The sequence below is a fragment of the Bradyrhizobium sp. sGM-13 genome (genome assembly GCF_018398875.1).
Lineage (GTDB): Bacteria > Pseudomonadota > Alphaproteobacteria > Rhizobiales > Xanthobacteraceae > Bradyrhizobium.
The window spans coordinates 30,769-49,980 of record NZ_JAGWDK010000016.1; the positions used below are offsets into that span (position 1 = coordinate 30,769).

General features: G+C 63.8%; 13 protein-coding genes and 1 pseudogene. 8 read left to right on the top strand and 6 right to left on the bottom strand.

The window, feature by feature from the left end; translation table 11 throughout:
- Positions 1 to 140 precede the first annotated feature (140 nt).
- Positions 141 to 893 (top strand): sulfite exporter TauE/SafE family protein, encoded by a 753-nt coding sequence (locus KJQ96_RS23475; protein WP_213288883.1) that lies wholly within the window; start codon positions 141 to 143, stop codon positions 891 to 893.
- Between the two features lie 4 nt (positions 894 to 897).
- Here KJQ96_RS23475 and KJQ96_RS23480 read toward each other — a convergent pair.
- Positions 898 to 1,549 (bottom strand): annotated as a pseudogene (locus KJQ96_RS23480) (LysE family translocator).
- Between the two features lie 196 nt (positions 1,550 to 1,745).
- On the opposite strand from KJQ96_RS23480, the gene KJQ96_RS23485 reads away from it, so the two are divergent.
- Both KJQ96_RS23485 and KJQ96_RS23490 read left to right on the top strand, forming a co-directional pair.
- The gene (locus KJQ96_RS23485; RefSeq protein WP_213288884.1) at positions 1,746 to 3,557 is read left to right on the top strand and encodes a tetratricopeptide repeat protein; all 1,812 of its coding nucleotides are present in this window, start codon (positions 1,746 to 1,748) and stop codon (positions 3,555 to 3,557) included.
- Between the two features lie 157 nt (positions 3,558 to 3,714).
- The gene (locus KJQ96_RS23490) at positions 3,715 to 4,389 is read left to right on the top strand and encodes a hypothetical protein (protein WP_213288885.1); all 675 of its coding nucleotides are present in this window, start codon (positions 3,715 to 3,717) and stop codon (positions 4,387 to 4,389) included.
- A gap of 146 nt (positions 4,390 to 4,535) precedes the next feature.
- Here the strand turns inward: KJQ96_RS23490 and KJQ96_RS23495 are convergent, their stop codons facing one another.
- Entirely contained in the window at positions 4,536 to 5,483 is a 948-nt protein-coding gene (locus KJQ96_RS23495; protein WP_213288886.1) for an alpha/beta fold hydrolase, read from the bottom strand.
- 230 nt (positions 5,484 to 5,713) lie between these two features.
- Between KJQ96_RS23495 and KJQ96_RS23500 the strand changes: the two genes are divergently transcribed.
- Positions 5,714 to 6,181: an Hsp20 family protein gene (locus tag KJQ96_RS23500; RefSeq protein WP_213288887.1), complete on the top strand. Its 468-nt coding sequence runs from the start codon at positions 5,714 to 5,716 to the stop codon at positions 6,179 to 6,181.
- Between the two features lie 250 nt (positions 6,182 to 6,431).
- Positions 6,432 to 7,208, top strand: coding sequence for an alpha/beta fold hydrolase (locus tag KJQ96_RS23505; protein ID WP_213288888.1), 777 nt, complete (start codon positions 6,432 to 6,434; stop codon positions 7,206 to 7,208).
- A gap of 188 nt (positions 7,209 to 7,396) precedes the next feature.
- Here KJQ96_RS23505 and KJQ96_RS23510 read toward each other — a convergent pair whose 3' ends face one another.
- Entirely contained in the window at positions 7,397 to 8,137 is a 741-nt protein-coding gene (locus KJQ96_RS23510; protein ID WP_213289000.1) for a hypothetical protein, read from the bottom strand.
- A gap of 479 nt (positions 8,138 to 8,616) precedes the next feature.
- Here KJQ96_RS23510 and gltB point away from each other — a divergent pair, with 479 nt between their 5' ends.
- A complete protein-coding gene (gltB, locus tag KJQ96_RS23515; protein WP_213288889.1) occupies positions 8,617 to 13,350 on the top strand; it encodes a glutamate synthase large subunit in 4,734 nt (1,577 codons plus the stop codon).
- Between the two features lie 150 nt (positions 13,351 to 13,500).
- Positions 13,501 to 14,955 carry a glutamate synthase subunit beta gene (locus KJQ96_RS23520; RefSeq protein ID WP_213288890.1) on the top strand — a complete coding sequence of 485 codons (1,455 nt, stop codon included), beginning with the start codon at positions 13,501 to 13,503 and terminating at the stop codon, positions 14,953 to 14,955.
- A 134-nt stretch (positions 14,956 to 15,089) separates the two neighbouring features.
- On the opposite strand, the gene KJQ96_RS23525 is transcribed toward KJQ96_RS23520, so the two are convergent.
- Complete coding sequence (locus tag KJQ96_RS23525; protein WP_249734430.1) at positions 15,090 to 16,793, bottom strand: outer membrane beta-barrel protein; 1,704 nt, start codon at positions 16,791 to 16,793, stop codon at positions 15,090 to 15,092.
- 192 nt (positions 16,794 to 16,985) lie between these two features.
- On the opposite strand from KJQ96_RS23525, the gene KJQ96_RS23530 reads away from it, so the two are divergent.
- Positions 16,986 to 17,999, top strand: a complete 1,014-nt coding sequence (locus tag KJQ96_RS23530; protein ID WP_213288892.1) for an SIS domain-containing protein — start codon at positions 16,986 to 16,988, stop codon at positions 17,997 to 17,999.
- Between the two features lie 129 nt (positions 18,000 to 18,128).
- Here KJQ96_RS23530 and KJQ96_RS23535 read toward each other — a convergent pair whose 3' ends face one another.
- Complete coding sequence (locus tag KJQ96_RS23535; RefSeq protein ID WP_213288893.1) at positions 18,129 to 18,680, bottom strand: carboxymuconolactone decarboxylase family protein; 552 nt, start codon at positions 18,678 to 18,680, stop codon at positions 18,129 to 18,131.
- A gap of 74 nt (positions 18,681 to 18,754) precedes the next feature.
- Positions 18,755 to 19,201, bottom strand: a complete 447-nt coding sequence (locus KJQ96_RS23540; RefSeq protein ID WP_213288894.1) for an NfeD family protein — start codon at positions 19,199 to 19,201, stop codon at positions 18,755 to 18,757.
- Positions 19,202 to 19,212: the final 11 nt, after the last annotated feature.

Sequence of the window (19,212 nt, forward strand, 5' to 3'; positions counted from 1 at the left end):
CCATTCTTTCTTAGCGCCCGAGATGGATTGCTTCGCCTTGCTCGCAATGACGGAGAATAACATCGGCCTTCGATATAGCCGAAGGCTGTCTCCGTAATCTCCAGATTGTGCCTGATACGCCGATAGGTCAATGTCCGCCCATGTTCGATTCCTTGCTCATTCTCATCGCGGCGGCGTTCCTGCTGGCCGGCTTCATCAAGGGCGTGATCGGGCTCGGCCTGCCGACGGTATCGATGGGCCTGCTCGCGGTGACGATGCCGCCGGCGCAAGCGATTGCGATCATGATCGTGCCGGCGATCGTCACCAATATCTGGCAGACCTTCAGCGGCCCGTATTTGCGCGACATCATGCGGCGGCTGTGGCCGCTGATGGCCGGCACCGTCGCCGGCATCTGGCTGAACGCGGGACTGTTGACCGGCCCCTACGCGCCCTATGGCACCGTCGTTCTCGGCACGCTGCTGGTGATCTACGCGATCCTCGGCCTCAGCAAGCTCCACTTCAAGGTCGCACGCCGCGACGAGAGATGGATCGGCGGTATCGTCGGCCTGATTACCGGCGTCGTGTCGGCCGCAACCGGTGTTCAGGTGATCCCGTCGATGCCTTATCTGCAGGCGATCGGCATGGAGAAGGACGAGCTGGTGCAGGCGCTCGGCGTGTTCTTTACCGTCGCCACAGTGGCGCTCGCCTTCAATCTCACCACCGCGGGCCTGCTGACGGCGGCAACCGCGCTGCCCGGCGCCGTCGCGATGGTGGCGTCCTTTACCGGCATGTTCATCGGACAGGCGGTACGCAATCGCATGCAGCCGGACGTGTTCCGCCGCTGGTTCCTGATCGCCATGATCTTGCTCGGCCTCTATCTTGCCGGCAGCGCCTTCGTGAAAATCCACGGCTGAAGCATCAGCGCGCCTCCAGCATCCCCACGCGGATACCGAGATAGACGAACAGCCCGCCGAGCGCGCGGTTGATCCAGGCTACCGCGCCGGCCGATTGCCGGATACGGCTCGCGGCCCGGGCCGCGAAGGCGGCGATGCAAAAACACCACAACGTCCCGCTGGTGATGAAGATCAGGCCGAGCACCAGAAACGCCAGCGTCTTGTGGGCCGACTCCGCCGCCACGAACTGCGGCAGGAACGCCAGAAAGAACAGCGCCACCTTCGGATTGAGCGCGTTGGTCAGGGCGCCCTGCCAGAACACGCGGGCAAGCGAAGTCTCGCTGCCTGCCGAGCCATTGGCTGCCACCCCGGCCTCCGCCAAGCGGGCGCGAACGCGACAGCAGCATCTGGACACCCGTAAACAGCAGGTAGGCGGCCCCGACCCATTTCAGGACCGCAAAGGCGGCAGATGACGTCATCAAGAGCGCCGACAGGCCGATGGCGGCGCCGAACACGTGAACGAGGCAGCCGGCACTGATCCCGGTCGCCGCCGCCGCCCCGCCGCGCCATCCGAACTGGATGCTACGGCCGATAATGTAGGCCGTGTCCGGCCCCGGGGTGATATTGAGCAGCAGGCCCGAGAGGATGAATAGCCAGAGTTGGTGAATGCCGAGCATCTCTATCATCATTTGATGGTTCCCTTGGCCCAGCAGCCCTATTGCGCACATGCCAATCCCTTAGGGATTGCAGTACTATCATGAGCAAATCGGGCTTCCACCAGATTGCGCATATTTTATAAACATTGGAATTGGTTGGCTGACCGCGTAGTGGTTATCCTGCCCGCTCGGGTGTCATTGGGGATATAGTGGGGATATGGAAAGACGCCTGGCAGCCATCGTCTGCGCTGACGTCGCCGGCTACTCCCGAATGATGGGAGCCGACGAGGCGGGGACGCATGCCACGTTCAAGGCCCATAGAAGCGCGATCTATCCGATCATCCTCAATCACGGCGGCCGTCTGGTGAAGAACACCGGCGACGGCTTCCTCCTCGAATTTCCCTCTATCGTCGGCGCCATCGAGGCCGCGGTCGCGATGCAGATGGTGATGGCGGAGCGTAACGAGCACCTGCCCGCCGATCGCGCCATGCAGTTTCGCATGGGCATCCACATGGGCGACGTGATGGCCGACGAGGACGAGGTGTTCGGCGATGATGTCAACATCGCGGTCCGCCTCGAATCGGTTGCTGCTCCCGGCGGCGTGGCGGTGTCGGGCAAGGCCTGTCATGAAGCGGGCAAGCGCCTCAGCGTCACATTCGTCGACGCCGGTCCCTACCGGTTCAAGAACATCGAGGAGCCGATCCATGTCTGGACCTGGCAGCCCGGGGGGGTCGATAGCAGCCCGGCCCGTAAAGCCGAGTCCGAGACATCGGCTACCAACCTGCCAGCCCAATATCGCACCGCGATCGTGGGCGTGCTGCCGTTCACGAACTTGAGCGAAAGCGCGGACGAGTATTTTTCCGACGGGCTGACCGAGGACCTTATCCACGCGCTATCACTGCAATCGTTCTATCGGGTACTGAGCCGCAACTCGACGTTCTCGTTCAAGGGCAAGAACGTGAGCACGCGCCTGATCGCGCGCGAGATCGATGCCAGCTACCTGATCCAGGGCTCGGTGCGCCGCGCCGCCAACAAGATCCGCGTCACCGCCGACTTGATCGCGCCCGAAACCGGCGAGCAATTATGGACCGGCCGGTTCGACCGCGACATGGGCGACCTGTTCGCGATGCAGGACGAGCTCACCACCAGCCTGTCGGCGGCGATCGCGGCCGAAATCTACCGGGCGGAAGCCTCCGCCCCGCCCCGCTCCTCGTCGAACGACATCACCGCTTGGGATCGTTTCCTCAAGGGGCTGTCGTACTACTACCTGCACAGCAAGGCTGACTACGAAACCGCGATCAGCCTGTTCAAGGAAGCCATCGCACTCGATCCGACGCTGTCGATCGCGCGCGCCTATCTCGCCACCATTCTGACTCAGGGTGTCCACTTCGGATGGATCAAGAGCACGCGCGAATTGTGGGACTCCGCGATGGAACTCGCAGTGAGCAGCGTCCGACTCGATCCCCGTTCGTCCTTTGCGTTTCAGATTCTGGGCTATCTGCACGCGCAGGAGGGTCACTTCGAGGCGGCGATGGATGCCGCCAAGCGGGCGGTAGGGCTTAACCCATACGATATGGGCGCCCGTGGCGTGCTCGGCGTATGTCATCTCGTGAACGGAGAACACCGGCAGGCGATCGAACTGTTTACGATGGCGGCGCAGCAGGGCAACAACGACCCCAGATATCAATGGGCGGCAGTGAACGCATTCAGCCATTATATGCTCGGACAATATGATGCTTCGCTGTCGTGGGCGCGCGAGGCCTTGTACACCAATCCCAATCACCTTCAGGCACTCGCGATCCGGGCTGCGGCTCTGGCACAATTGGGCAGGACTGCGGAAGCAGCAAACGCTGCCGAAGTTTTGCTGAGCAACTATCCCGGCCTGACCGTCGACCGGCACTTGCGCAATTTCCGCTGGAAGCTGCCGGCCGATATTGCCCATTACCGCGACGGCCTTGTGAAGGCCGGCATCCCCTTCACCAGATTGACCCTTGTCGAATCCTCGCCAAGGCTTGCCGCAGATTCCTGAGCGTCTGTGAGCCGGTCGGTTGACACAGCGTCGAATTCCGCCAAAACTTGCCACACCCTGAAGTAGCGCCCCGCCGAATTTCCTTTTCAAAACCGTCATCCGCTCCGCGTCGGTGACAGGCCATTTTTCATATTCGGCGCCTTTGAGGATTTGAGCCATGTCAGACCACCACATTGCCACCGCCCCGGGCGCTGCGCCTGCCGGGCAGTTTCCCGTTTCGCCCGATAATCCCTGCCCCTTCCTGCGAGCCTTGGTCGCCAACGGTTATGTCGGCGGCCACGTCGTGCCGCTCTCGCAACTCTCCGAAATGATCGGATTGGCAAGCGGCGAAACCGGCTCGGCCCAAAAAGAGGTGCGGCGGAAAGCCTGGATGGTCGCCGTCATTGCCAACGGCCTTGGGCCGCTGCGCGTATTCAAGAGCGCAACGTCCGGCGCCGTGCTCGACGAGCTGCGCAACGGCCCGCTCGACAAGCATGGCGGCGGTTCACGCATTCTCGACGCCGAAGCAAACGTCCACGAAGACCAAATCGAACGGCTCGCCAGCTTCGGCAAGGACTGCAAAGATCTCGCTGGAGCCATCGAGATCGGGCTGACAGCACAGGAGATCGAGGCCTTCATGGCAGACAATATCAAGCGCGACGGCGATGCCGCGCGTTGGTATTATCCGATCCTGATGAAGGGTGAATGGCCGGTCCTATTGAAGATCCTCGGCAAGGGCGAAGGCGAGGCACGTTACCTCAGCGTCACCGAGGTCAGGACGCTGTTCGTCGAGCGGCGGCTGCCGGAACGAATTACGGCACGGCTGCCGAAGCCGGCGGCTGCCAAGATCTGAGCTCTCGTGTCCCGGACGCGGGTGCAGCGTGTAACGCTGCTCCGCAGCGGCGGGACCTACTTATGGACCCCGGATCAGCAGCGCACCACGCCGCTTGCGCGACGCGCTGCGCAGCATCCGGGGCACCCCGGCGCGTACTTGCGCAATCACTTGAACAGCGGCGTGCCTGGCACGAACGCATCGAACGCAGCCCAGAATTGCGCGCGATAGCGGTCCTGCTCCTGCAGGATCTCGTGCTTGGAGCCTGCGATCACCAAATGCGAGCCGGCGCGTAAGTGATAGGCGAATTCCTCGATCGCCGCCGTTGAAACGATGGTGTCGTTGCTGGCGGCAAGCATCAGGATCGGTTGGCGGATTTCGGACGGGTAGTTCATGCCGCGAAAGGTATTCATTGCCCTGAACGCGGTATCGGCCCAAGCGACCGTCGGCGAGCCGATGCCCAGCGTCGGGTCTTCTTCCAGGATCGCGGCGTTGCGGGCGTAGCGCACGGGATCGCTGGTGAAGGGGTTGTTGATGAAAGATTCCGTTCCGGTCAGCGCATCGCTGCCGCCGGGCACGTAGCGGCCGCCCTGCCCCATCAGCCGCATGATCCGGAGCAGCGCCCGGGTCGGAAACGATGTCGTGCGCCCCGGCAGGTCGATCATCGGCGCCGACAGCACCATGCGGTCGAACCAGCGTTTTCCCGCGTGCGCCACCCGCAGCATGACCGCGCCGCCCATCGAATGCGCCAGCGCGAAATACGGCGGCGGGCAATCCGGCAGCACCACCTGCTGCACGAAGGTTTCGACGTCCACCTCGAAATCGGAGAAGTCGCGGACATAGCCTTTGCGCGGATCGCGCAGGCGGCGCGAGGAATGCCCCTGGCCGCGCCAGTCGATCATCGCCACCGCAAAGCCGCGATCGCGCAAGTCGCGAACCGTCTCGAAATATTTCTCGATCTGCTCGCTGCGCCCGGTGAAGACGCAGACCGTGCCCTTGCGGCCAGCCGGCGGGGCCCAGCGTGCAAACCTCAGTTCCGCGCCATCGGGTGTCTTGATGGTGCCCGAGACGACGTCCTCCGGAACCGGATTGGCAGGGATGGAGACGAGCGTCATGACGGGAACCGGCCAGGTGAAAAGGGCTGAAAATCAAGGCGGGAGCGTGAAAAAGGGCCTGTTTCGCCCCTCTTGAACGCCGTTTCACCCCTCCCATATCACTTCTGTGCAGGCCACTACCAGTGTTTCGGAACCACAGCCAAGGCTCCAAAACTGAGGCTGCACGGGACTAATCCCGGCCCGATGGCGGGCGGGTTAATTGCAACAGTCGCTCAATGGAGGACTATCCTATGCGTACCTACGATCTCACTCCGTTTTATCGTTCCACCGTCGGCTTCGACCGTTTCTTCAACCTGCTCGATCAGGTGACCTCCGACGGCAGCCCCGGTTATCCGCCCTACAACATCGAGCGCACCGGTGAGAACGCCTACCGCATCAGCGTTGCGGTTTCCGGCTTCTCGCATGGCGAGCTTTCGATCGTCGCGAAGGAAAACACGCTGACGATCAAGGGCGAGAAAACCGCCAACGAGAACGACAAGGACAAATCCGAAGTGCTCTACCGCGGCATCGCCGCACGCGCCTTCGAGCGCGTCTTCCAGCTTGCCGATTTCGTGCAGGTGAAGAACGCCTCGCTCGAGAACGGCCTGCTCCACGTCGATCTCGTCCGCGAGATCCCCGAGGCCAAGAAGCCGCGCAGCATTCCGATCAATTCGGGCGCGCAGGCCCCGCAGGTGGTCGACGCTTCCGTCGCCGCGTAACACGGTGGGTTCAGCCGGTATTGGCTGAACGCGAAAACGCCCCGGGCAACCGGGGCGTTTTTTTGTGCGCGCACGGCGCAATCCGGCTGCGCTCATTAACAGCGAATTTAAATGATGTCTGCTTCTGCGACCACTACTTGACCGCGCGACCCCGATATCGGCGGCACCTAGACGCGTAACATTTGAAGTTCGGCGACGTACTCACTTTGCACCTAGCACTTCAACAGACATATCCAATCAGGAGAGATCGATGGCGAAGTTACAGATTGTTGCGGCGCTCGCCGCCAGTGTGTTTGCAGGCCTGTTCGGCGCACTCCCCACGCCGGCGCAGGCCGCGGCACCGGTCAAGGTAAAAAATGTCGTGCTGGTGCACGGCGCCTGGGCCGACGGATCGAGCTGGTCGAAGGTCATTCCGCGGCTGCAGGCGGCGGGACTTCACGTCACGGCGGTCCAGAATCCGCTGACGTCGCTGGAAGATTCCGTAGCCGCGACACGCCGCGCGCTGGCCCAACAGGACGGTCCGACCGTACTGGTGGCGCATTCCTGGGGCGGCACCGTCATCAGTGAAGTCGGCACCGACCCGAAGGTCACGGGGCTGGTCTATATCGCGGCGCGCGCGCCCGATGCGGGCGAGGACTTCGTCGCGCTCTCGCAGAAATTTCCAGCGGGGCCGGCGCGCGCGGGCGTTCAGGAACATGACGGCTTCACCCAATTGTCCGAGGACGCGTTCCTGAAACATTTCGCCAATGGCGTCGACCGGAAGGCGGCGGAAGTCCTCTACGCCGTACAGGAGCCGACCGCGGCATCCCTGTTCGCCGGCCGCACCACCGCTGCCGCCTGGCGCAGCAAGCCGAGCTGGTACGCCGTGTCGAAGCAGGACTACACCATCAATCCCGATCTCGAACGGTATCTCGCCAAGCGGATGAATGCCACGACGGTCGAACTGGAGGCCGGCCACCTGTCGCTGGTCTCTCAGGCCGACAAGGTCGCCGATCTGATCCTGGCCGCCGCCGGACAGCACGAATAACTCATCGCAATGAAAAACGCCCCGGGAGACCGGGGCGTCTTTTTATTGCTGTCGTCCTTGCGAACGCAGGGACCCATACCGCGTGATCTGTCAACTACGCGATATGGCAGATGCCGTTCGCAAAACGACCGCTGGTAGTTATGGGTCCCCTAAGTTCACAGGGACGACGATAGAGTTACTCCAGAGAGTTACTCCAGCCCCTGCACGTCAGGCATCGCCTGCGTCGGCGCGAGCTGCGGCGCGGGCTTGACCGGGACCGAACCCGTCACCGCCGGCGACGCTGCGGCCTGAGCTTCGGTCGGCTTCGGCGCGGGCGCTGCAGCCTGCTTGACCGGCGCCGGTGCAGGTTTGGCGGCGACCTGACTGGCCTTCGGCATCGGCACCGTGCGGCTCGCGACATGGGAGGTCGGCCGCGGCGGCCGCGGCGCGGCCTGGACATTGGCCGAGGTGGCCGGCGCATGGGCCAGCGGCGGCGGAGCTCCCGGAATTGCCGGAAGCGCGCTGTGCTCCTCGTAGAAATTGTCGCCCATCCGGTCGGACGGCACGAAGCGGATGATCCGGCCGTTGCGTGCGTCGATCACCAGCCGGCCATCCTCGCCGCCGCGGTCGAGCGCCGCAATCGTGTAAACGAAGCCGCGCAGCCTCGGGATACCGAGCGGCGAGAATCCGTTATCGCGCAGCACGGAATAGACTTCCGTCGACGGCAACAGTCCCGGACCGTATCCATACTGCGGCGCGGCTCCGTAGCGCGGCCCGGGCTCGTCGTACGGCCCGGGAACCGGTTGCGGTGCCACCGCATAGGGAGCGTCGAAATCCGAGGCCGCCCTGTATGGCGAGCGCCCGATCTCATAAGGCCCGGGCACCTGCGCCTGCGCGCCGCCCACAAGAAGGACCAGTCCCGCCGCCAAAGATCCCGTGAACAACTTCATCACCGAAAGCTCCTGTAAGCCCCGCAGCCTCCGGACCGTAGCCGGAGCATTTTGCTCACTCGCCGACGGCCCAGGGCGAATTTCATTGCGAAATCCGGCGGTCCTTGGGCCGGATCGGGGCGCCGCTGCCGAAAACTCCAGCGGGCGGCTTTTCCCCCAGGCCGCCAAGCCCTGATCTGCATGCGGGCGAGGACTTTCACGCGCTTGTGTGATAAAGAAAAGTTTGGCATGGTCGAAGTTAGGACAGTATCACTGTCTCAATTGCGGAGCCGTCCCGGCACAGGGATTGCAACGAAACCGTGGCGACACGAGCTCCAGGGCAGTGCAGGCAAGGCCGTTCCTCAGGGACGTTGAACGCCCAAGCCTGAATTTAAGAAATTGCGGCTCGCGGCGGACGAGCGGTGGCCCGGTGGGTGCCGCAAGCGTCCAAGGTGCGCCGACGATGCGGTGAGGCCCTTAGCCTTTTTGAGAGGAATGAGATGAGCGGGTCGGAATTCGAGCGCGAAAACATCGTGACAGAAACCCTGTCGGCGACCGCGGCTTCGAAACGGGCCGACATTGCGCGCGAGCATGACTGGCGCCCGCCGGCCGAGGGCCTGTACGACCTCGGCATGGAGAAGGACTCCTGCGGCGTCGGCTTCATCGCCAACATCAAGGGCCGCAAGTCGCATCAGATCGTCTCCGACGCGATCAGCATTCTCTGCAACCTCGAACATCGCGGCGCGGTCGGCGCCGATCCGCGCGCCGGCGACGGTGCCGGCATTCTGGTGCAGATTCCGCACGCGTTCTTTGCGCGCAAGACCGCCGAGCTCGGCTTCAAGCTGCCGGAGCCCGGCCACTACGCGATCGGCGCGCTGTTCATGCCGAAGGAGACGGCGTGGCGAAAGGTGATCCAGAGCATCATCGCCGAACAGATCAAGGAAGAGGGCCTCGTGCTGCTCGGCTGGCGCGATGTGCCGTCCGACAACGCTTCGCTCGGCGAAACCGTCAAGCCGACCGAACCCTACCACATTCAGGTCTTCATCGGCCGCAACGGCACGGCGAAGACCGAGGAGGAGTTCGAGCGCAGGCTCTACATCCTGCGCAAGTCGATCTCGCAGGCGATCTACCAGCGCCGCGACCGCGGGCTCGCCGGCTATTACCCGGTCTCGCTGTCGTGCCGCACCGTGATCTACAAGGGCATGTTCCTCGCCGACCAGCTCGGCAAGTACTATCCCGATCTGCACGAAGAGGATTTCGAGAGCGCGCTGGCGCTGGTGCATCAGCGCTTCTCGACCAACACCTTCCCGACCTGGTCGCTGGCGCATCCGTACCGGATGATCGCCCATAACGGCGAAATCAACACGCTGCGCGGCAACGTCAACTGGATGGCGGCGCGGCAGGCTTCCGTTCACTCGAAGCTCTACGGCAAGGACATCAGCCGCCTCTGGCCGATCTCCTACGAAGGCCAGAGCGACACCGCCTGCTTCGACAACGCACTCGAATTCCTGGTGCAGGGCGGCTACTCGCTGCCGCACGCGGTCATGATGATGATTCCGGAAGCTTGGGCCGGCAATCCCCTGATGGATGAGCAGCGCCGCGCCTTCTACGAATATCACGCCGCGCTGATGGAGCCGTGGGACGGCCCTGCCGCGATCGCGTTCACCGACGGCCGCCAGATCGGCGCCACGCTCGACCGCAACGGGCTCCGTCCCGCGCGCTATCTCGTTACCAAGGACGACCGCATCGTGATGGCGTCCGAAATGGGCGTGCTGAAGATCCCGGAGGATGAGATCGTCACCAAGTGGCGGCTGCAGCCGGGCAAGATGCTTTTGGTCGACCTCGAACAGGGACGCCTGATTCCCGACGACGAGATCAAGGCGACGCTGGCCAAAAGCCACCCCTACAGCGACTGGCTGCATCGAACCCAGCTCGTGCTGGAGGAATTGCCCGATGCGCCCGTCAAGGGCATGCGTTCGAACCTGCCGCTGCTCGACCGGCAGCAGGCGTTCGGCTATTCGCAGGAAGACATCAACATCCTGATGACGCCGATGGCGGCGACCGGCGAGGAAGCCGCCGGCTCTATGGGCAACGATACGCCGATCTCGGCGCTGTCGGACCGGCCGAAGCCGCTGTTCACCTATTTCAAGCAGAACTTCGCGCAGGTCACCAACCCGCCGATCGACCCGATCCGCGAGGAACTCGTCATGAGCCTCGTCTCGATCATCGGGCCGCGGCCGAACCTGTTCGACCTGCAGGGCATGGCCTCGACCAAGCGGCTCGAGGTGCGCCAGCCGATCCTCACCGATGCGGATCTGGAAAAGATCCGCTCGATCTCCGACGTCGCTGATACCCATTTCAAGTCACGCACGCTCGACACCACATTCCATGCCGGCTTCGGCGCGGCGGGGATGGAGCAGGTGCTCGACGAACTCTGCGCACGCGCCGAAGGCGCGGTGCGCGAAGGCGTCAACATCATCATCCTGTCCGACCGCATGGCGGGCACGGACCGGATTCCGATCCCCTCGCTGCTCGCCTGCGCCGCCGTGCATCACCATCTGATCCGCACCGGCTTGCGCACCTCGGTCGGCATCGTCGTCGAATCCGGCGAGCCGCGCGAGGTTCATCATTTCGCATGCCTGGCCGGCTACGGCGCCGAGGCGATCAATCCGTATCTGGCATTCGAAACCATCATCGCGATGAAGGACCGCCTGCCGGGCGCGCTCGACGACCATGAAATCGTCAAGCGCTACATCAAGTCGATCGGCAAGGGCCTGCTCAAGGTGATGTCCAAGATGGGCATCTCGACTTACCAGTCCTATTGCGGCGCGCAAATCTTCGACGCCGTCGGGCTGAAGGCCGATTTCGTCGCGAAGTATTTTGCCGGCACGCACACCCGCATCGAGGGCGTGGGCCTGGTCGAAATCGCCGAGGAAACGGTGCGGCGCCATACCGACGCGTTCGGAGACGCGCAGGTCTACAAGACCGCGCTCGATGTCGGCGGCGAATACGCCTACCGCACTCGCGGCGAGGACCACGCCTGGACGGCCGAGTCCGTCTCAGCGCTGCAGCATGCCGTGCGCGGCAACTCGCAGGACCGCTATCGCGCGTTCGCAAAAATCCTCAACGAGCAATCGGAGCGGCTGTTAACGCTGCGCGGCCTGTTCCGGATCAAGACCGCCGAGGACGAGAAGCGCAAGCCGGTGAAGCTCGACCAGGTCGAGCCGGCCTCCGAAATCGTCAAGCGTTTCGCCACGGGCGCGATGAGCTTCGGCTCGATCTCGCGCGAGGCGCATACCACGCTCGCGATCGCGATGAACCGGATCGGCGGCAAGTCGAACACCGGCGAAGGCGGCGAAGAGGCCGATCGCTTCAAGCCGATGCCGAACGGCGATTCAATGCGCTCAGCGATCAAGCAGGTCGCCTCGGGCCGCTTCGGCGTGACGACGGAATATCTCGTCAACTCCGACATGATGCAGATCAAGATGGCCCAGGGCGCCAAGCCCGGTGAAGGCGGCCAATTGCCTGGTCACAAGGTCGACGCGACGATCGCGCGTGTGCGGCATTCGACCCCCGGCGTCGGCCTGATCTCGCCGCCGCCGCATCACGACATCTATTCGATCGAGGATCTGGCGCAGCTCATCTACGACCTCAAGAACGTCAATCCGGACGGTCAGGTCTCGGTCAAGCTGGTTTCCGAGATCGGCGTCGGCACGGTGGCCGCGGGCGTAGCGAAAGCGCGCGCCGACCACGTCACCATTGCGGGCTTCGAGGGCGGCACCGGCGCCTCCCCGCTTACCTCGATCAAGCATGCCGGCAGCCCGTGGGAGATCGGCCTTGCCGAGACCCACCAGACGCTGGTGCGTGAGCGGCTGCGCAGCCGGATCGTGGTCCAGGTCGACGGCGGCTTCCGCACCGGACGTGACGTCGTGATCGGCGCGCTTCTCGGCGCCGACGAGTTCGGTTTCGCCACTGCGCCGCTGATCGCGGCCGGCTGCATCATGATGCGCAAGTGCCATCTCAACACCTGCCCGGTCGGCGTCGCGACCCAGGACCCGGTGCTGCGCAAGCGCTTCACCGGCCAGCCCGAGCACGTCATCAACTACTTCTTCTTCGTCGCCGAGGAAGTGCGCGAGATCATGGCGCAGCTCGGCTACAGGAAGTTCGACGAAATGGTCGGCCAGACCCAGATGCTCGACCAGTCCACGCTGGTGGCGCACTGGAAGGCCAAGGGGCTCGACTTCTCAAAACTCTTCGTCCGCCAGAAGGAAGAGAAGGGCCAGAAGATCTATCACGCCGAAGCCCAGAACCATCATCTGGAGAAGGTGCTCGACCGCCGCCTGATCGAGAAGGCGCAGGCCGCGCTCGACCGCGGCGCGCCGGTCAAAATCGAGGAAGAGATCAATAACACCGACCGCTCCGCCGGTGCGATGCTGTCCGGAGCCGTGGCGAAGATCTACGGCCATGCCGGGCTGCCGCATGACACCATTCATGTCAGCCTGAAGGGCACGGCAGGCCAGGCGTTCGGCGCGTGGCTGGCCAAGGGCGTCACCTTCGAGCTCGAAGGCGAAGGCAACGATTATGTCGGCAAGGGCCTGTCGGGCGGCCGCATTGTCGTCAAGCCGCCGCGGAATTCCGGCATTGTGCCGGAAGAATCCATCATCGTCGGCAACACGGTGATGTACGGCGCGATCGAGGGCGAATGCTACTTCCGCGGCATCGCCGGCGAACGATTTGCAGTGCGCAACTCCGGCGCTATCGCGGTCGTCGAAGGCGCCGGCGATCATTGCTGCGAATACATGACCGGCGGCATCGTCGTGGTGCTGGGCAAGACGGGCCGCAACTTCGCAGCCGGCATGTCCGGCGGCATCGCCTATGTGCTCGACGAGGCCGGCGACTTCGCAAGGCTCTGCAACATGGCGATGGTCGAACTGGAGCCGGTGCTCTCGGAAGAGATGATCAACCAGAACACCTATCACCATACCGGCGATCTCGAAGCGCATGGCCGGGTCGACGTGTTCCAGAACCTGCTCGACTCCGACGTGGAGCGGCTGCACGTGCTGATCACGCGTCACGCCAAGCTGACCGGCTCTAAGCGGGCCGCCGAGATCCTCGCGAACTGGAAGGCCTGGCTGCCGAAATTCCGCAAGGTGATGCCGGTGGAATACCGCCGCGCGCTGAAGGAATTGAAGGTCGATGCCGACGCCGAGCCGAAAATCGCGATCGGGGCTTAGTTACACCAGCCCGTCATTGCGAGCGCAGCGAAGCAATCCATAGCGCCACAAGCCGAATTATGGATCGCTTCGCGGCTCACGCTCCTCGCAATGACGGAGGGTGACGGAAACAGACAGATGCGAACGAGAGATGCAGGGGCATCAGGTTTAATGGGCAAGATCACAGGTTTTCTCGAGATCGACCGGAACGAACGCAAGTATGCGCCGGTCGCCGAGCGGTTGCAGCATTATCGCGAATTCGTCATTCCCTTGAGCGAGAAGGACACCCGCGACCAGGCCGCGCGGTGCATGAACTGCGGCATCCCCTATTGCCACGGCACCGGCTCGGTGGCGCCGGGCACGCCGGGCTGCCCGGTCAATAACCAGATCCCCGATTTCAATGACCTCGTCTACCAGGGCAACTGGGAAGAAGCCTCGCGCAACCTGCACTCGACCAACAATTTCCCGGAGTTCACCGGCCGCATCTGCCCGGCGCCGTGCGAGGCATCCTGCACGCTCAACATCGACGACAACCCGGTCACCATCAAGACGATCGAATGCGCGATCGTCGACCGCGCTTGGGACAATGGCTGGCTGAAGCCGGAAGTCGCGCCGGCCAAGACCGGCAAGAAGGTCGCGATCGTCGGCTCCGGCCCTGCAGGCCTTGCGGCCGCACAGCAGCTCGCGCGCGCCGGCCATGACGTCCACGTCTACGAGAAGTTCGCCAAAGCCGGCGGATTGCTTCGTTACGGCATTCCCGACTTCAAGATGGAAAAGCACATCATCGACCGCCGCGTGGCGCAAATGGAGGCCGAGGGCGTGACGTTCCACTACGGCGTCCATATCGGCGGCACTTCACAAGGCGCGATCGATCCGCGCGAGCTGCTCAACCAGTACGACGCGGTAGCCTTGACCGGCGGCGCCGAAGCCGGCCGCGATCTGCCGATCCCCGGCCGCGATCTCGACGGCATCCATTTTGCGATGGACTTCCTGCCGCAGCAGAACCGCCGCGTCTCCTCCGAGCCGCTCGGCGACGTCCATATCCTGGCCGGCGGCAAGCATGTTGTCGTGATCGGCGGTGGCGACACCGGGTCCGACTGCATCGGAACTTCGTTCCGGCAGGGTGCGAAGTCCGTGACTCAACTCGAAATCATGCCGGCGCCGCCCGAGCACGAGAACAAGGGCGTGACCTGGCCGAACTGGCCCTTGAAGATGCGGACCTCGTCGAGCCAAGCCGAAGGCGCGAGCCGCGAATACGCGGTGCTGACGCAAAAATTCTCGGGCGTCGACGGCAAGGTTCAGAAGCTGCACTGCGTGAAGGTCGACGACAAGTTCAAGCCGATTGCGGGCACCGAATTCGAGCTCGAAGCGCAGCTCGTGCTGCTCGCCATGGGCTTCGTGCATCCGGTGCACGAAGGCATGCTGAAGACGCTGGGCGTCGACCTCGACCAGCGCGGCAACGTCCGCGCCAACACGGCCGACTACAAGACCTCGCTGCCGAACGTTTTCTCCGCAGGAGACATGCGCCGCGGGCAGTCGTTGGTGGTGTGGGCAATCCGCGAGGGCCGGCTGTGCGCGCGAGCGATCGATCAGTACCTGATGGGGACGACGACGCTGCCGAGGTAATCCCCCTTCCACGGCTGTCATCGCCCGCGAAGGCGGGCGATCCAGTATCCCAGAGACGTTTGCCGTAAATCCGATAAGCCGCAGCGTACTGGATACCCCGCTTTCGCGGGGTATGACAGTTTCCTTGTGGCCCCTCAATTCTGCAATCTCACGCCCAGCATCACCACCGTCGACGCCGTGCTATTCCCCGCCAGGTTCGAATCCAGCCAGTCGCGCCGCAGGGTGCCCCTGAGCCAGACGTTGCGGGTCATCTTGTAGATGGCTTCGCCCGATACCGCGTAGATCTTGTCGCGCCTGGGATTGCCCTGATAGTCGAGCGAGCCCCAGGTGAATTTTCCGATCGCGGTCAGCCAGCGGCGGAAGTCGTGGTCGACTTCGACGGTGTAGACATGCGTCAGGACGCCCGACGTGCCTGGCAGCGTGGTCTCGGTCATCGTGGTGTCGGAATAGAATTTTGCCGTCGTCAGCGGCGTCGCGGTCCAGACCAGCGAGGACGAGACGAGCAGGCCTTCCAGGCGATCGAGCCTCGGATCGACATAGTCGCGCGCGGCGTAGCCGACGGCGATTTCGCCGGTCAGTAGCCGCGAGAATTCGAAGCTGGAGCCGACCTTGACATAGCCGCCACTGGAATCGCGCGCAAATCCGCTGCGGTCGAGCCTGACGTCATGCACGCGGCTGTCGCCCTGCACTTCCACGAACGGCTTTATGCCCGGCTTCAAATCATAGCTGACGCGACCGACGCCGCCGTACTGGCTGAAGTTGCGGTCGTCGTTGGTCGTTGAAGTGCCGTCGGTGAGCTTTGAATTGGTATAGTCGGTGCGGTCGACGGTGGCGCCGGCGGAAACCTGCAGCCGGTTGAAGCTCTGGTCGACGCCGATAGTGGTGCCTACCGTGGTGAGGATCGGATATCTGGCGAGGCCGGCCTGCACGTTCGGGCTGCCGGGATTGTCCGTCGAAACGAACAAGCGTCCCTGCGCGGTCAGCCTCGTGTCGCGGCTGACATCGAGCCGGCCGTCGACATGGCCGATGAAGTTGGGCCGGTCGACATCGAGCGGCGCCGACAGCGGCGTGCCGTCCGCGTTCGGCGCGAGATGGCTGCCGTAGCCGGTGAAGGAGCCGCGGAGATCGGCCACCAGCGCATGACGCTCCCAGTCGGAGACCACCAAAAATTCCGGCGCGATCACATAGAACGGCTTGCCTTGCGCCGGGGCGAGCCGGCCGGGATTGGTGTCGTAGCCGCCCGAGAATTCGACCGCGGACTTGATCAGGAAACTGCCGGCGTAATCGCCGACCGCGCCGAACGGATCGTCATCGATCCTGAGACGCTTGCGCGGCGGCTGTCCCACCACCGTGCCCGCCATCGCCGGCGGGATCGGGGTTTTGTGCGCTGATTCCGATGGGGCAATCGACAGCCGCAGCCGCGTGTTCGACCCAATCGGCGGCGGCGGACTGCCGGGTCCGACCGGCGGCTTCGGCTTCGCCTGCCCCGGATAGTATTTCGGCTTCTTGCGCTTGCGGTTGAGCGAATCGTAGCCGATCTCGGCAGCGCCGCTCGCGGCCGGCAGACCGTATTTCGGGATCTGTCCGATCCGCGACGGCGCGGGCTTGTCGCTCTCTTGCAGCTTCGGGCTGTTGAGGGGATCGTTCACCTCTGCCGCCGTCCGGCGCAGCGGCGAATCCGGCGGCAGCATCTGACTGGCCCGCCTTGCGCTGAACAGGTCCGACGTGAGGGTTTGCGCTCGCGCTCCGGTGCCGGTCAGGGCGATCAGCGCAAGGCACGGCAAGGCTGCGCGGAAGAGGCGCGCGCGGCCGTTCCGGCCCGATGCTGGCCCCGCCATCACGATAAATATACCCCAACAAAAACAGATACTTGGTGGACGAACGCTGAACGGTCGCGGAACACGTCGTTAATGGAGTTAAAACAATTATGGTTAATGAGCCGTTGAGGGCGGCAGCCCCGCGTCGCCTCGCCGGACGGCCCATGCTATGCAGGGATTCGGGGCGCGAAGCCCTCCTTCCCTGGGACAGACATGGCCAACCCGAATCCGCTGATGGTAGAATCATCCGGCTCTGAACTCGCTGATACTGCCGTCCAATCGGCGCTGCGCACGCTCGATGCCGAAGGCAGCGGTATCGGCGCGATCGCGGCAGCGCTGCAGTCCGACCTTCGCGCACCGTTTGTCGCCGCCGTCGATCTGATCCGGAACGCCAAGGGACGGCTGATCGTCACCGGGCTCGGCAAGTCGGGCCATATCGGCCGCAAGATCGCCGCGACCTTCGCCTCCACCGGCACGCCCGCCTTCTTCGTCCATGCGGCCGAAGCGAGCCATGGCGACCTCGGCATGATCACGCCGGACGATGTCATCCTGGCGCTATCGTGGTCCGGCGAGCAGCCGGAAATGAAGAATCTGATCACCTACGCCAAGCGCTTCCGCATTCCCGTGATCGCCATGACGGCGGAGCGCGAATCTTCCCTCGCCAAGGCGGCCGGCATCGCGCTGACGCTGCCGAAGGCGCGCGAGGCCTGCCCGCACAATCTCGCGCCGACCACCTCCTCGCTGATGATGCTGGCGCTCGGCGACACGCTGGCGATCGCATTGCTGGAAGGCCGCGGCTTTACCTCGGTCGATTTCAGCGTGCTGCATCCCGGCGGCAAGCTCGGCGCGCTCCTGAAATACACCCGCGACCTCATGCACACCGGCGACGCTGTGCCGCTGAAGCCGCTCGGCACCAGCATGTCCGAGGCGCTGGTCGAGATGACGTCCAAGGGCTTTGGCTGTGTCGGTATTGTCGACGCCCGCGGACACATCGTCGGCATCGTCACCGACGGCGACCTGCGCCGCCATATGGGGCCGCAGCTCATGTCGGCCACCGTCGACGAAGTGATGACGAGGAATCCGAAGACGATCGACCGCGACGTGCTGGCCGGCGAGGCGCTGGAGATTCTCAACTCCTCGAAGATCACGACGCTGATCGTGACCGACGCCAATAAGCCGATCGGCATCGTGCACCTGCACGATTTCCTGCGCGCGGGTGTGGCGTAACTCTCAGTCGTTCCGGGGCACGCGAAGCGTGAACCTCAGATGCGCAATTGCGCATCGGGGAACCTCGAGATTCTCAGATGCGCAATTGCGCATCATAGTTCGATGCTTCGCATCGCCCTGGAATGACGGTCAGAGCGGAAACCGCGCCACCTTCTCCTCCAGCGGCAGCGCCAGTCCGTTCGCGAGATACGAGACGGTGCGGTAGAATCCGCACAGCAGGATGATCTCGAGTATTTTCGCCTCGTCGTAATGCGCCGACAGCGCCGCGAATTCGGCGTCATCAAGCGTGGCGCGCTCGTGCAGCGAATCGACGGCGGCGATCAGAGCCTGCTCTGCCGGCGACCAGCATGCGTCGGTGGCGGCGCCGAGCACGGTGGCGCGGACCTGCGCTTCCGTCAGATGCGCCGCTTCTCCGAACGTCGTGACATGCACGCCCCATTCGTACTCGCAGCCTGTTCGCGCGCAGGTACGGTCGATGACGATCTCGCGCTCCCGCAAACTAAGCGGCCCGCGATCCAGCAGGCTGCCGGCGCGGAATTTCTCCCAGGCGCGCGCATTGCCCGCCATGACGCGAAACAGCACGAGGGGCGGCGCGCCGCGCATGATGCGGTCGAACTGCTCGGCAACGTCAGGTGCATAAGGCGGCTCAAGTGGCGCGATGCGCGGCACGGTTTGTGACATGGTCAACTTTCTTGCTACTAATACAGTAGCAAAGCTACATTTTTTGTAGCATAGTGCAAGGGGATGATGGAAAGTTAAGCCACCGCCACCGTCAGGCTGGCGCCATCGGCCTGCACCACCTTGACCCGGCTGCCGGCCGGCGCGTCAGGGCCGGCGACACGCCAGATCGTGTCGTCGATCCGCACGGTGCCGGTGCCGCCGACGATCGGCTTTTCCAGCGTGAATTCCCGGCCGATCAGCGCCTTGGTCCGGTTGTTGAGAAACGGGTTACTCAGGCTACGGCTGCCCTCGCTGCGCGCAAAGTGCCGCCACGCCGGCACCGCGGCGACCGCGAACACTGCAAACATCAGGAGTTGCGTCTGCCAGGACGGGCTGATCGCAAACGACACGAGCCCGACCAATAGCGCCGCGAGCCCGAGCCAGAACATGAAGACCCCCGGCGCGAGCAATTCCAGCGCCATCAGGACGAAGCCGAAGATCAGCCAGTTCCAGGTGCCTAACGTCGAAAATATGTCAGTCATGACACGAACCT

Bases quoted from the DNA above. Each gene is read 5' to 3' on its own strand.
- KJQ96_RS23475 (WP_213288883.1), top strand. From the start codon at position 141: ATGTTCGATTCCTTGCTCATTCTCATCGCGGCGGCGTTCCTGCTGGCC.
- KJQ96_RS23485 (WP_213288884.1), top strand. From the start codon at position 1,746: ATGGAAAGACGCCTGGCAGCCATCGTCTGCGCTGACGTCGCCGGCTAC.
- KJQ96_RS23490 (WP_213288885.1), top strand. From the start codon at position 3,715: ATGTCAGACCACCACATTGCCACCGCCCCGGGCGCTGCGCCTGCCGGG.
- KJQ96_RS23495 (WP_213288886.1), bottom strand. From the start codon at position 5,483: ATGACGCTCGTCTCCATCCCTGCCAATCCGGTTCCGGAGGACGTCGTC.
- KJQ96_RS23500 (WP_213288887.1), top strand. From the start codon at position 5,714: ATGCGTACCTACGATCTCACTCCGTTTTATCGTTCCACCGTCGGCTTC.
- KJQ96_RS23505 (WP_213288888.1), top strand. From the start codon at position 6,432: ATGGCGAAGTTACAGATTGTTGCGGCGCTCGCCGCCAGTGTGTTTGCA.
- KJQ96_RS23510 (WP_213289000.1), bottom strand. From the start codon at position 8,137: ATGAAGTTGTTCACGGGATCTTTGGCGGCGGGACTGGTCCTTCTTGTG.
- gltB (WP_213288889.1), top strand. From the start codon at position 8,617: ATGAGCGGGTCGGAATTCGAGCGCGAAAACATCGTGACAGAAACCCTG.
- KJQ96_RS23520 (WP_213288890.1), top strand. From the start codon at position 13,501: ATGGGCAAGATCACAGGTTTTCTCGAGATCGACCGGAACGAACGCAAG.
- KJQ96_RS23525 (WP_249734430.1), bottom strand. From the start codon at position 16,793: ATGGCGGGGCCAGCATCGGGCCGGAACGGCCGCGCGCGCCTCTTCCGC.
- KJQ96_RS23530 (WP_213288892.1), top strand. From the start codon at position 16,986: ATGGCCAACCCGAATCCGCTGATGGTAGAATCATCCGGCTCTGAACTC.
- KJQ96_RS23535 (WP_213288893.1), bottom strand. From the start codon at position 18,680: ATGTCACAAACCGTGCCGCGCATCGCGCCACTTGAGCCGCCTTATGCA.
- KJQ96_RS23540 (WP_213288894.1), bottom strand. From the start codon at position 19,201: ATGACTGACATATTTTCGACGTTAGGCACCTGGAACTGGCTGATCTTC.